The sequence below is a fragment of the Brevibacterium sp. RIT 803 genome, assembly GCF_016892625.1.
Lineage (GTDB): Bacteria > Actinomycetota > Actinomycetes > Actinomycetales > Brevibacteriaceae > Brevibacterium.
The window spans coordinates 358,521-371,521 of sequence record NZ_JAFEMW010000006.1; the positions used below are offsets into that span (position 1 = coordinate 358,521).

Consider the following 13,001-nt stretch of genomic DNA (forward strand, 5'->3'; position numbering starts at 1 on the left):
GCCGACTAGTCGTCGAGTGGATCGTCTAGGCTGGCGTCATGGTTGAGAAGCACCGAACAGTCAGCCGTGTCGTTGGCATCCTCGAGTTCGTCGTGCGTTCCCCTAACGGCGCGTCACTGTCTGAGATCGCCGGATACTTGGACGCTCCGAAATCTTCTGTTTACGGCTTCGTGCGCGGACTCGAGGCCGAAGGATACTTAAAGGAAAACGAAGCCGGACATTTCGTCTTCGGCCTGGGCGCTCATACCCTGTTGGCCTCCCAGGCGACTTCCCTTGTTGAACTTGCCGCGCCCGTGATGAACCAAATTGGGAGCGAGCTCCGTGAAACCATCACCCTCGCCGTATTCCTCGATCACGAGCTGACCTACGTCCACTCGGTACCGTCCAGCCAGCGGATCGGCTACAACCCCGAAATGCACACCCGCCGCCCACTCTGGCCGACGAGTGCCGGCAAGATTCTTTTGGCAGCGTCTGGGACTCCAGAGCTCAAGACACACGTCTTGACATCAGAAGATCTCATGGCAGAGACCCTTGAAGCCGAGATCACATCAGTGCGTAAAAGAGGCTATGGCCTCAACATCGGCGAAACCGTCGCAGATGTGTCCGCATTCGCTCTCGGGCTCAAGATTGGATCCTCCTTGGCCGCAGCGATTACGGTCGGCGGCCCAAACGTCCGAATGCGGCCTCATATTGGAGAAATGGTCAGTACTGCTCGTTCGGTGATCAGCAGCAGCGGCCTCGACGTATGGAACTTCGCTTAGGTTGTGTAGACGAACGCCAAACGACAGTTCTCTGTTGATTGCGCGTTCTCAACTATAAGCGCGCTTGCATGATGTTCCTGTTTGCCTCCGGAAAAATACGCAAATGATAGGCCATGATCACGCTCGGTGTAGCGCTTCAGTAGCCCAATTGCGCACCCGGGACGAACAGCCCCTGGGCGTCGAACCGGACTCCGCGTTGAAATGACCCCTTCAATTAGGGGCTTTTGCTTGTGAACACGGAGCGGCACCGCTAGACCATTCGAAGCAAACACTATTGACTTGCACCCACTTCGGATAGCGAGCCAGCTATGTCCGCGAACAATACTCTCGCTCCGTTCACTCGTCTCGTCGCTTATGTGGGCAAGCCCGGTCGTATCTATCACGTGCTCCCTGTCCCGGAGGCACTGAACCTGCACCCCCTGGCGCTACCTGATGAGCGACGCCGATGACGATCGGGTCGAGTTGCCGTAGGAGATCCACGAGGTCCCGCTGCACGTCGTAGACGCGATGTTCCGGGGACCGTCCGTCACGGTATCGCCGACCTCGCCGGGCGCTGACCACACAGCAGGCCGCTGATCTCCTGGGGATAAGCCGACTCACGCTCATCAAGGCTCCCGAACAGGATCAGCTGCCCTACACCCACTCAGGCACGCACCGCCGGATCGGTTTGACCGACGTGCTCGACTATCGCGAGCGGCGGTGGCATCCCCAGTACGCGGCCATCGATGCTGTCCCCGTCGACGTCGACGAGACCAGCGACATCGACGAGTCCCTGGCCGATCTGCGCCGCGCCCACAAGACGGTGGCGTGAAGCGCCGGACGTCGTCGGCTTGCTGAATGTGCTAGTTTGAAGCCACCACATCGCCCACGCCTCTCCACGATGCGCACTTGGGGGATTTTCATTGCTTAGGTCCACGAGGAGCGCGGAAGTCGCAGCAGAGCCCTGCTCCCCGCCCAGCTCGTCCCCGCGGAACTCTGCACTACGACATGCCGGCCCCGGAGTTGAATGAGTTCGTCAATCGCCTCGTCGATCGAGGGCTGATCGTACTCAATCGTGAACGCGCGCTGCGGTACCTGCGCCACATCACGGCTGCTACCGCCTGCCGCTGTACATCATCCCCTGCCAGCAAGGCAGCACGGATCAACTCCAGTATGAGAACACGTCCTTCCACGATCTGCCCGTCCAATACGTCTTCGACGGCCCTTTCGCCCGCTGGTCATGGAGGCCCTCGATCGCGTCGAAGTCGCTACTCGCCCAGCACCGACGGATTACATGTCGACGACCTACGACGCCCCGTAATGGTGCATAGATGCCTCGCGGTTCCGCGATCGCAACTAGCACGCCGGGCTGCTGAGGATGGTGAGAGTCAACTGCGACAACAGCCTGCGCGGGACACCCGACACTGGCGAGGGCTCCCTGGTTCTCCGTGCGGCGCTTGACCGCTACCTCACCACCTACGGCTCCTACCTCTTAAGTAACCCCATCATCCGTAAGGATGGAAAGGGGTCGCTGACCTGACCGGTGGTGGGGCTGCTTAGAAGGTAACGGGCAACCGGTCTCATCGTCTGTAGACCTCTCGACGATGCCGGACAGCCGCCACGACGTCGAGCAGCCTATAGTCCTGGACACCCCCGAAAAAGACTGTTGCCCCGGGAGTCCGAACCTTGAAGTTCGAATAGTCACCGGGGCATTACATGACCCAGGCTAGGCGATTCAGACATCAGCTTCAATCGCAGGGCCACACCGTGGACCTTGTTTGCCGCGCATAACTGCGAAAGTGCAGATAGTCGGCTGCTCAATCAGGGCCGGCAACGCTTCGGCTCAAGCGACGGAGGAAATCGTCCGTGCCTCGATCTGCAGGTCATTCTCGCCGAAAGCGCGTTTCAATGGATCGCTCGGTCAGCGCGCTTTACTCCCGAGTCGACTGTGTGCACTCTAGTCATCCCGCAACAGCATCTCGGACCGGTTGCCTTATTGGAACTGGTTCGCGCCACGGGAGCCAAGGCCTCGTGCGGCATGGGCACACATGTGCCCCGTCAGGCAGAAGCCTGACGGGGCGCATTTATGAGATGCTGAACCGAGACGCGCCGGGCGTGTCAGGTGCTAGATCGCCTCGTATCCGAGCCGTTCAGATCAACTATCGGCAAGTTGGCGAAGCACGTACTGAGACATGCTTCGATTACAAAGCTTGCTGAAAATACAATATCCATTGCACAAAACGCCTGCTCAGAAGGCTATTACTTACCCAACGACCGCTACCGCACAGTTGGTGAAGCACCTACGTCGACATTCTGCGGTAGCGACAGTTGCACACGAACCAGCGGTCGACTCGCATTCGCCAGCAGGAGCCGCGGCACAAGAGTCACCCTTGACCTACGTCACCAACAACCCAATCCGCTTCAAGTCTTCGACGACTTCCGCCATTTACTCACACCTCACCTGAATCGCTCTTTGGCCGAACTGGATCGTCTTCGCCCTCAGCTAGTCCATACCGATCTCACCATCGGAGGTGCAAAGACGGTGACCGCCCGCAAGAGTATCGCCAGGGGCACCGATCAAAAAGACCTGCAATCCCCCGTTACATTTATTGCCAAGTAGCAACCGGCCGTTCTCTTCGTAGAAGGCCCGGCCTTGACCACCGCTAAGAGCACGTTGAGTCGGCCACGAACCACAAATTCACGAAGTACTGACTCACTGTCACTTACGGCATAGTAGTCTCATGGACGCAACTCTCACATCGGATGACGATGATTCTTCCAACGATGCCATCGGACGCATCGTCAGAAACATCGCTCGTACTACATCCGCCGGTCAATTCTCCGCATTGAGCAACACTGCGTGGTTCAAGAGCACCATTCCCACACTGGCAGAGTTGGGCCTGATTAATCAGACGTACGCGAAGCTGGAAAACCATCAGTGGTTCGCAAATGTGCTGCCACAGCCCTCGGCCGTGGACTTCATCAGCGCCCGTGGGCTGGGCTGGACCTATGCCCAAGCCTTTCTGAAGTCAGGGGCACGGGTGATCGTGCATGCCTCTATCGATGTTTCATTAGAGGAAGCATGGTTGAAATTGAGCGCCTTTCCTGAGGATCGGTGGCAAACCTGCAGTTTCAATGTCTCAGATTCCGATCGAGTGGAAGCTGGCATCACAGATCTAGTCACACAGGGGTTCGCCCCCTCTGTGCTGGTCAATAACGCCGGCATCCAGCGGCGCGGAAATCTGCTCGATCTCGAGTCAGCGACCTGGAACGATGTGATCGCTGTGAACCTCTCCGGAACGTATTGCGTTGGCGCTGCAGTGGGTCGTCTCATGCGAGATGCCGGGCGGGGCAAGATCATCAACATCGGATCGGTGACCACAGAGCGTGCCCGCAAGGGTGTGGGACCCTACACTGCGGCCAAGTTCGGCGTCCACGGCCTGACTAACGCCATGGCCGTTGACTTTGCCGAATGGAATATCCAAGTCAACACGCTCTCTCCCGGATATTTCCGCACCGAGATGAACGCGGCGCTGGTCAATGATCCGCAGTTTGATCGCTGGCTACGCGACAGGACTCCCGCTGATCGGTGGGGTGAGACCGAGGAACTGGTGGGCGCGTTGCTCTTCTTCGCTTCCGTCGACTCCGACTTCGTGACCGGCCAGAACATGGTCATCGACGGTGGGATGGTGGCCGCGCTCTGACATACTCGGGGCTGGTCATCTAGCCGTTTCTCAGCAGAAAGCTCGCCGGAGGCGATGTTACCTCCGGCGAGCTTTCGTGGTGCCTCACAGGCGACAACCGCTCGACGACACTGGGCCGGATAAAAGGTGCCTGCAGGCCGAGGCAAAGAAGGTGTCGCACCATCACTCCCGACGATGTTATCCGGCCACCATTTGCTTGAGCACCACCGTGTTACGGCCGACAGATGCGTCGAGCAAGCAGCTTCACACTAGGAGTCGGTGCTGGGCTCGCTCGTTCGAACGTCCCGGGGTGAGGTGACGTCGATCTTTGCCTGCTCGACGAAGCGAGGTCGGTACCATGAGCTTTCAGGGCTCAATCGATGTTTGACTGGGCCGAACACGTCGACTCATATGTGACGTCCTCCGGCGATCTCGAGGACTGTACCAGTGACATAGGAGGACAGGTCTGACGCCAGGAACACCACGGCGGAAGCAATCTCGCTGGGTTCGCCGGGGCGTCCCATAGGGATCTCGGCGAGTTTGGCATCGATGACATCTTGCCGCATCGATGACGTCATGGGTGTGTTGATGAAGCCCGGCTGGATCGCGTTGATGCGCACGTTTTTGAATCCGACCTCTTTGGCGGCTGCTTTCGTCATACCGACGATGCCCGCTTTGGCGGCCGAGTAATTCGTCTGTCCGAGCATACCGACCTTTCCCGAGATGGAGGACACGTTGATGATCGAGCCTCCAGTGGCTTGCTCGCGCATGATCCCTGTCGCTGACTTCACACCGTTCCAGGTCCCGCGCAGATGCACGGCAACAACTTGGTCGAATTGCTCTTCAGCCATTTTGCGGATGGTGGCATCGCGTGTGATGCCCGCATTGTTGACCATTACGTCCAGGGTTCCGAACTTCTCTAGGGCGGTTCGGCACAACAGGCCGACTTGGTCTAGGTCGACGACGTTGCAGGCCATCCCCAGGGCACGCTCCCCCACATCTAGACTGCGTGCGGCTGAGATGGCTGCTTCTTCGTTGAGGTCGCCGAGGATGACGTTGGCTCCTTCGGCGACGAATGCTTCTGCGATAGCGAATCCAAGCCCTTGTGCGGCTCCGGTGATGATTGCGGTGCGGTCTTCGAGAAGACTCATGTGAACTCCTTGAGTGAAATTGACTTGTGGTTATTGAGTTGCTGACATCAGAACGGGTAGGCAAATGGTGCCATCAGGGCAGTGATTGCGGCCAGGATGAGGACCAAAGGACCGCCGATCTTGACGTAGTCCATGTAGCGGAACCCACCGACGAGGGTCTGTGTCATGGCCGCGGTTCCAATAGGGGTTCCAACGGCAATGTTGCAGGCCAGTGTTACCGCGATTGCCCAGCTCGTTGGATTTGCGTCGAACGATAGGGCAACCGAGATCACGATGGGAACGAACATCGCTGTCAACGCGGTGTTTGAGGCGAAGTTCGTCAGAATCGCCGCGACGATGATGAAGATGCTGAGGACGAGCCATGGGCTCGAGGCCTCACCGAAGACACCGACGATGCCGTCAGCGATGAGCTGACCGCCTCCTGAGTCTGTGAGACCTTGTCCGAAAGCCTGAGCAGCAGAGAGGATGATCAGCGTATTCCAGTCCATGCCTTTGATGGCGTCTTTGAGCGTAATGCAGCCGGTGAGGATCATGAGGATTGCGCCGATGACCGCAATGATCGCGATGTTCCAGATCCCTGAGACGAATCCGATGATGATGGCGACCATGAGGAGCATGGAAAACGGCAACTTCCACGAAGCTGGTTTCTTGGGGTCGTTCCCGTTAGCGTCCTTGTGTTCAGCCAGAAGATCTGGTGCCTCGAAGGTCAGTACCCTGTTGCTCAAGTGGTAGCCGATAGTCGCCATGTAGACGACAGTGACGAGAATGAGCGGACCGCCGATTTTCGTGAGGGTGAAGATCCCCATCGGCTCTGTTCCGTCGGTCGTTTCGAGAATGCCCTGTGTGACCAGCTGCGCGGTCGATCCGGTGAGGGTGGCGATGCCGCCGATCGCCGAGCCGATGCCCGCGCCCATGATTGCCAGCGGCATTCGGATCCGACCGTTCGATCTTGCCGCGACGATGGCGATAAGTGGGATGAAGATGGCGACTACGGCGCTGTTGCTCAGGAATGCCGAGAGCACTGCGGTGACTGCTGTGACCACGGTGACCAGTGCGCGTTCGTTGCGGTAGAGACCGATGGCTTCGAATTTTCTGGCGACGAAGTCAGCGAACCCGGTTTTGAACAGGGCGTTGCCGACGACCATCATGCCTGCGCAGAAGACTGTGACGGTGCTGCCGAATGGACTGTAGGCGTCTTCGAGTTCGATCGCGCCGACGAGTGCCATGAGCAGGGCCGCGAGCACGGCTGTGACGGCGATCGGGATCTTTTCGAGCACGAATGACACCATCGCGATGGCGACGATGATGATGGTGATTATTGGGAGTGCGACCACTGATTTCTCCTCGTTGAGTTCAGGCCGAAAGGCTTGCTGTGGAAGGACGACTTGTTGATCAGGCGGATTCGACGATGGCAGCCATGCCTTGCCCTCCGCCGATGCACATGGTTTCCAGCCCGTAGCCACCGCCTCGGCGTTTGAGTTCGTGGAGTAGTGTCGTCATGATTCGCACTCCGGTTGCACCGACAGGGTGTCCGAGTGAGATTCCGGAACCGTTGACGTTGAGCCGGTCCATGTCGTTCCACCCCCACCCCTTGAGCACGGCCAGTGCCTGCGGCGCGAAGGCTTCGTTGAGTTCGACGAGGCTCATATCATCGAATCCAAGCCCCGTTCGGGCGAAGAGCTTCTCGACTGCCGGGACCGGGCCGATCCCCATGTGTGCCGGATCGCATCCCACGGCGGTCCATCCTGTAAGGTACCCCAGGGGTTCGAGTCCGAGTTCGTCAAGCGCATCTTCTGCGACGATGAGGCAGGCCGCTGCCGCGTCGTTCTGCTGGCTTGCGTTGCCTGCGGTCACGACACCGCCGTCGACCATGGTCTTCAGCGAGGCAAGCTCTTCCACCGAGGTATCTGCCCGGATACCTTCGTCGCGGGTGATGTCGATGGCCGGTCCCTTTCGCTGCGGGACGCGGACAGGAACCACCTCGTCATTGAAGGCACCAGTTTCCCATGCGCGTGCGGCCCGCTGATGGCTGCGAACTGCGAATCCGTCCGATTCCTCACGCGAGATGCCGTAGTCCCGTGCCAGGTTCTCCGCGGTCTCGATCATGCCGGAGATGTAGCCGAAGCGCTCAACTGGTTGTGAGCGTTCACGGCCGCGTTCCAGTCGATCGTGCATCGTCGTACTGCCCGATCGTGACCCCCAGCGCATATCAGTCGAGTAGTACTCGATGTTGCTCATGGACTCGACCCCTCCGGCGATGACTGCTGTGGCCGCTCCGGTCTGGACCATCATGGCTGCGGTCGCGATCGCCTGCAGTCCGCTGCCGCAGCGACGGTCGAGCTGCATGCCTGCGACATGGATCGGCAGACCTGCCTGCAATGCGACCCACCGCCCCACACAGGGCACCTCACTGTTGGCATACGACTGGGCAAAGACGACTTCTTCGATGCGCTCGGGATCCACACCGCTGCTGTCAAGGACGGCATTGACGACGGTAGCGCCGAGGTCTTCGACAGAGACCGGTTTGAGACTCTTGCCGTAACTGCCGATGGGTGTTCGTCTCGGAGCGACGATGGCTGCACGTTTCATTCAGTCTCTTCCTTGTCTTCTCCCGTTTCACAATGTTCGGTGCGGTGAAACTGCGGTTGTCTGTGCGCCTGGAAAGCACGCGTGCCTTCAAAGCATTCGTCTGAGCTGAAGGCAATGTCACTGGCCTCCAGCGATCGTTCGATCATGTCGCGATCGGAATGAGCCGAAGCCTCGTCGATGAGTTGTTTGGCGAAAGCAATCGCCTGTGGCGGCCGGGTAGCCAATCGCTTGCCGAGGGCAAGGGCTTCTTCGAGTGCGGACCCTTCGGCAACGACCCGGTTGACCAGCCCCCAATCGGCGGCAGTGGATGCGCTGATGGGTTCAGCGAGGAAGATCAGCTCCTTGGCTCGAGCCGCGGAGGTGCGTCGAACGGTGCGGTACGTGCCACCGCTGCTGGGAAACACCCCGAGGTTGGTCTCCGGCAGTGCCAGAGTGATCTGTTCTTCTGCGAGGATGAGATCACAGCACAATGCCAGCTCGAGGCCTCCACCGTAGGCCAGTCCCTGGAGGGCTGCGACTGTGGGTTTGGGCATTTCCGAGAGTGCAGCGAAGACGGAGTTCTGTCGGCGCAGTTTCTTCTCCACGGCCGTGCCAGGTTCCTGCAGCTGTGGGAATTCCTGAATGTCTGAGCCGGCGCAGAATGCGCGCTTCCCATCACCTGTGACAACGACGGCACGAATCCGATCGTCCTGGGCGCACCTGTCGACGAGGATTTCGAGTTGCTGGGCCATCGGAATGCTCATGACGTTGACAGGTCCGTTGGCCAGTGTCAGGACGGCAGTGGGTCCGACCATGTGAAATCTGACGAGTGTCTCCTCATTGGATGCGCTCACAGCACCTGCTCCCGGCGCGGTGGAACGATGAGCGCGTCGAGGGCGATGACTCCTTCGCCCGGCGGGAGGACGAGGAGCGGATTGATCTCCACGGAATCGAGCTGGTCTGCGTGAGCGGCACCGAATTCGGAAAGTGCCGCAATCGCTTCGGCCAGAGCAGCACGGTCACCAGCCGGGTTACCACGGTATCCGTCGAGCAGTGCCGAAGACCGAGTCTCGGCGATCATTGCCGCCGCTTCATCAGCGCTGATTCTTCCAATGCGCAGTGCCACATCCTCGAAGAGTTCAGCCTCGGTTCCGCCGAGCCCGAACATCGTCACTGGTCCGAAGATCGGGTCGTTGGTCACTCCGATGATGACCTCGATACCCTCGGGTGCCATCGGTGACACCAGCACCCCCTCCACCTGCGCATCCGGCATCAAAGTGGCTGTCCTGGCAAAAATGTCTTGACGTGCGGTCTCGGCGGCGGCGGCATCCGGCACGTCAAGGACGACCCCGCCGATCTCGGTTTTATGCGCGATGTCCGCGGAGACGATCTTGATGGCGTAGGGGCCACTCATTCGGACTGTTGTCGCGGCGAGCTCGTCGGAGGTGGAGGCAACCTCGGCCGGGAGGAATGGAATGCCTGCGGAGGCCAGGGTCGAACGAGCGGCGGCTTCCGAGAGTGCGACTGCTCCCAGCGCTGTGCCGTCACCGGCTTTCGTCGAACGTGTACGAGGCGATGCCCATTCTTCAACGAAATAGCTGAGTGCGCTCAACGCCACAGTGGCACGTTCGGCATCGTCAAAGACGAGGAAACCGTCCTCCTCGTAGGCCTTGATGACCGAATCGCGCGCCTCCATGCAGAGCAGTGTCGGGCGATCGAGGAAGTTCGTGGTGCCTGCAGTGATCGCCTCACGCACTCGTTCTCCAGCATGCTGAGTATCGGGAAGCATCGTCAGTGCGGCAATGATGCTGTCGTAGCCACCTTCGGCATACATGACGTTCAGTGTCTGGGTGATGAGAGACGGGTCGTTGAGCCAGTTGGCTGTGGTATCACAGGGATTGTTGTCGCTGCCCATAGGGTTGATCTCACGCAGCTTCGCTCTGCCCTGCTCTGCCAGTGGTGAGACATAGAGTTCGTGCCTGTCCGCAGCATCGCAGAGCTGCACGCCGAATCCGCCCGAAACGGTGACGACACCGAGGTTTCTCCCGGCCGGGTAGATTCTGCGGCTGCAGGCATAGGCGACATCGATCTGCTCCTGAGTGGTCCGCGCGCGGTAGGCACCGTATTGCCGAAGGGCCGCGTCGAACACTTTGTCTTCTCCTGCCAGGCTCGCAGTGTGCGATTGTGCCGCATGAGCACCAAGAGGTGATTCGCCGACCTTCATGAACACGACAGGGGTTCGATTGCGTCTCGCGGTCTCAAGCGCATTAGTGAATCGCGCTCCCTCCTGCACGCCCTCGGCGTATGCCAAGATGACAGACACATCATTTTGTGTGGCCAGCCAATCGATGCATTCGGCGACATCGACGTCGCTTTCATTGCCCGTGGAGATCCAGTAGCTGACCCCCATGTTCCGTTTCGCACAGAGATAGGCAAGATGCCCGCCGTACGCTCCACTCTGGCTCACGATGGCAATTCCTCCGGGAGCAGGGGCTTGACCGTCGAAGGCGCTGGAGAACGTACCCATAAACCCGATCGCCGAGTTCATTACCCCGAGGCAGTTGGGGCCGAAGAGACGCACGCCGCCTTCTCGCGCCAGTTCCTCAATTTCGCGCTGGGCCACTATGCCCTCTTCACCGGTCTCTGCGAATCCCGCAGCGAAGATCACTGCTGCACCGATTCCAACTTCGGCGCAATCGATGATGGCTTGACGAAGATGAGCGGCACCGAGACAGATGAGGGCAATGTCCGGTGTTTCCGGGACGTCGGCCAGTGACGGATAGGCCGGTAGCCCCTGAACGATGTCGCGCTTGGGGTTGATCGCAAAGATCCGGCCCGTGAAGCAAGCGGACTTCAGATAATGCAAGGCCCTTCCCGAGATGCGTGAGGTGTCGTCCGAAGCGCCGACGATCGCCACCGAATGTGGACGTAGTGCACGATCGAGGACATGAGTACCCGGTGAACTCGGCTGGGCCGGGGAGGATGTATTGAGGCGCATTCAGACTCTTCCTTGAGAAAATGATTTCGTCATAAATCGTGTCTGAGCAGCCGCGGGTGATACAAGTGGATAATCAACTTCGAAACTGTTGATATATATTAGCTATCAGGAGGTGCGGAGGTGGAACTGCGTCAGGTACGACATTTTCTCGCGGTGGCGGAGACGCTGAATTTCCGAGCCGCGGCGCAGAAGCTGAGCATGACTCAGCCACCGCTGTCGGTGTCCATTCGTCGGCTGGAAGAAGAGATCGGAACGGAACTGTTCGTGCGTTCGACTCACCAGGTCGAGCTCACGGCCGCAGGACGCGCGGTAGTACAAGAGGCCCGCGAATTGATCTTCGGAGCAGAGGAGATCAAGCGTAAAGCCACAGAAGCCGTTTCCGGCCTGTCCGGTGAGCTGCGGCTCGGGTTCGTTGGTTCAGCGAAGAATAGGGTGTTGCCTCGCCTGCTACCGGAGTTTAGGAAACAGTTTCCCCGCGTCGTCCTTCGGGTATTCGAAGGCTCCAATGCGGAACTTGCCTCGGCAGTGCTCGACCGCAAAATGGATTTGGCGCTGCTGCGACCGCCGTTGGGTCAACGGTCGGAACTGCGCACCGAGGTGATCGAAGACGACGAACTCGCCGTCGCCCTGCCGACAAGCCACCGTCTTGCCAGCATGCCCGAAATGCGGTTATCCGATCTCAATGAAGAACCGTACATCGGATACACCTCGATAGGCTCCCCTGGCTTGGCCGCCCAATGCCGCCTAGCACTCGAGGCGGCTGAACTTAATCCCCCTATTGCTCAGCAAGCAATCCAAGTAGAGACTGCTCTCTTCCTCGTTGAGACTGGCCTCGGCTTCGCGTTGGTGCCCTCAAGCTTTCGGGACCGCCTCAGTCCTGGAGTTGTGCTGCGTCGAGTGAAGAATCAAGCTCACTGGCCCGCGCTCCATTTGGCGGTGGCATACGACCCGGCATTCAAAACCACGATCACTGACACCTTCATCAAGCTCTGCACGAGCCTCAGGCATTGATTTCGCAGCTAATGTGACTGCCTGGCTGCGCTCTCACCGTCGATGGGTGCCCTTCATTCAGGTGTCCATCGTGGTGCGCGAAGTCTGAGCAGTGCAGAGGAAGGAATTACCCTGGGAGGAATTCCTTCTCCCCTCACCAGAGCACTCGGAGGTTCTAAGGCTGTTTCTCAACTGAACATGGCGCTCCTCAAAGATCATCACACATCGGAAACATGCCCTGCACCCCGCACTTCCGCGACCGGGGCAGGCACGCGGGGCTCTTGCGGATCGTCGAGGACACCTGCGACGAGAGGCTCCGCGGCGTACCCGACGCCGGCGAGGACTCGCTGGTCCACCGCTCGGCGCTCGAGCCACTCACAGCTCCCTCGAGCTCCCGCCATCCTGGCTCATGGTCGAGACCCTCACAGTCGGTCAGCTTGCCGGCGCGTATCGCAACCTCAAGCGCCGCGCCGACCGGACTGCCGTCGCCCGGAGCATCGGCCTGACGGCCCCGGTACTCGAGTCATGGACGCAGACCTACGTACGCGTCCGCAACGTCTGCGCCCACCACGGCCGACTCTGGAACGTCGGCCTCGGCGTCTACCCGGCGATCCCGACTTCATCGACGGTGTCGTGGCTCGAAGGGGATGAAGCGCTGCCGGAGAGATCGAGGAAGCGGCTCTACCCCGTCCTCGTCTCCCTGCAGACGGTCCTGGAGACGATCTCCCCGAGGAGCGGCTGGGCGCGGAGGCTACACGGGCTGCTCAGCACTCGGCCCCCGATGAATCTGCGCGGCATCGGGATCCCCCAGTATTGGGCAGACGACCCGTTCTGGCGTCAACACCTCGACTGACCCATAGATAGACACATG

At 59.6% G+C, this 13,001-nt stretch carries 11 protein-coding genes; 6 read left to right on the forward strand and 5 right to left on the reverse strand.

Annotation, left to right across the window (positions count from 1 at the left end):
• Positions 1-38 precede the first annotated feature (38 nt).
• From JTF07_RS19595 to JTF07_RS19610, 4 genes are all read left to right on the forward strand, one after another.
• Positions 39-761: an IclR family transcriptional regulator gene (locus tag JTF07_RS19595; protein WP_204235846.1), complete on the forward strand. Its 723-nt coding sequence runs from the start codon at positions 39-41 to the stop codon at positions 759-761.
• A 553-nt stretch (positions 762-1,314) separates the two neighbouring features.
• On the forward strand, positions 1,315-1,572 hold the full coding sequence (locus JTF07_RS20750; RefSeq protein ID WP_204235924.1) for an excisionase family DNA-binding protein: 258 nt from the start codon (positions 1,315-1,317) through the stop codon (positions 1,570-1,572).
• 549 nt (positions 1,573-2,121) lie between these two features.
• Positions 2,122-2,280: a hypothetical protein gene (locus tag JTF07_RS19605; RefSeq protein WP_204235847.1), complete on the forward strand. Its 159-nt coding sequence runs from the start codon at positions 2,122-2,124 to the stop codon at positions 2,278-2,280.
• A gap of 1,201 nt (positions 2,281-3,481) precedes the next feature.
• Entirely contained in the window at positions 3,482-4,444 is a 963-nt protein-coding gene (locus JTF07_RS19610) for an SDR family oxidoreductase (protein WP_204235848.1), read from the forward strand.
• Between the two features lie 386 nt (positions 4,445-4,830).
• On the opposite strand, the gene fabG is transcribed toward JTF07_RS19610, so the two are convergent.
• The 5 genes from fabG to JTF07_RS19635 are packed head-to-tail and all read right to left on the reverse strand — an operon-like array spanning position 4,831 to position 11,140.
• On the reverse strand, positions 4,831-5,574 hold the full coding sequence (fabG, locus tag JTF07_RS19615) for a 3-oxoacyl-ACP reductase FabG (RefSeq protein WP_204235849.1): 744 nt from the start codon (positions 5,572-5,574) through the stop codon (positions 4,831-4,833).
• A 47-nt stretch (positions 5,575-5,621) separates the two neighbouring features.
• Entirely contained in the window at positions 5,622-6,908 is a 1,287-nt protein-coding gene (locus JTF07_RS19620; RefSeq protein ID WP_204235850.1) for an SLC13 family permease, read from the reverse strand.
• 58 nt (positions 6,909-6,966) lie between these two features.
• A complete protein-coding gene (locus JTF07_RS19625; RefSeq protein WP_204235851.1) occupies positions 6,967-8,163 on the reverse strand; it encodes an acetyl-CoA C-acetyltransferase in 1,197 nt (398 codons plus the stop codon).
• Complete coding sequence (locus tag JTF07_RS19630; protein WP_204235852.1) at positions 8,160-8,996, reverse strand: enoyl-CoA hydratase/isomerase family protein; 837 nt, start codon at positions 8,994-8,996, stop codon at positions 8,160-8,162. The genes JTF07_RS19625 and JTF07_RS19630 overlap by 4 nt, the downstream gene beginning before the upstream one ends.
• Positions 8,993-11,140, reverse strand: a complete 2,148-nt coding sequence (locus tag JTF07_RS19635; protein ID WP_204235853.1) for an acetate--CoA ligase family protein — start codon at positions 11,138-11,140, stop codon at positions 8,993-8,995. Before JTF07_RS19635 ends, JTF07_RS19630 begins: the two co-directional genes overlap by 4 nt.
• A 120-nt stretch (positions 11,141-11,260) precedes the next feature.
• Between JTF07_RS19635 and JTF07_RS19640 the strand changes: the two genes are divergently transcribed.
• Positions 11,261-12,151 carry a LysR family transcriptional regulator gene (locus JTF07_RS19640; RefSeq protein ID WP_204235854.1) on the forward strand — a complete coding sequence of 297 codons (891 nt, stop codon included), beginning with the start codon at positions 11,261-11,263 and terminating at the stop codon, positions 12,149-12,151.
• Positions 12,152-12,431: 280 nt separating this feature from the next.
• A complete protein-coding gene (locus tag JTF07_RS19645; RefSeq protein WP_286672996.1) occupies positions 12,432-12,983 on the forward strand; it encodes an Abi family protein in 552 nt (183 codons plus the stop codon).
• The last annotated feature ends 18 nt before the right edge of the window (positions 12,984-13,001 follow it).

Excerpts from the sequence above, each read along its gene's own strand:
- JTF07_RS19595 (WP_204235846.1), top strand. The coding sequence starts at position 39 with ATGGTTGAGAAGCACCGAACAGTCAGCCGTGTCGTTGGCATCCTCGAG.
- JTF07_RS19625 (WP_204235851.1), bottom strand. The coding sequence starts at position 8,163 with ATGAAACGTGCAGCCATCGTCGCTCCGAGACGAACACCCATCGGCAGT.
- JTF07_RS19610 (WP_204235848.1), top strand. The coding sequence starts at position 3,482 with ATGGACGCAACTCTCACATCGGATGACGATGATTCTTCCAACGATGCC.
- fabG (WP_204235849.1), bottom strand. The coding sequence starts at position 5,574 with ATGAGTCTTCTCGAAGACCGCACCGCAATCATCACCGGAGCCGCACAA.
- JTF07_RS19635 (WP_204235853.1), bottom strand. The coding sequence starts at position 11,140 with ATGCGCCTCAATACATCCTCCCCGGCCCAGCCGAGTTCACCGGGTACT.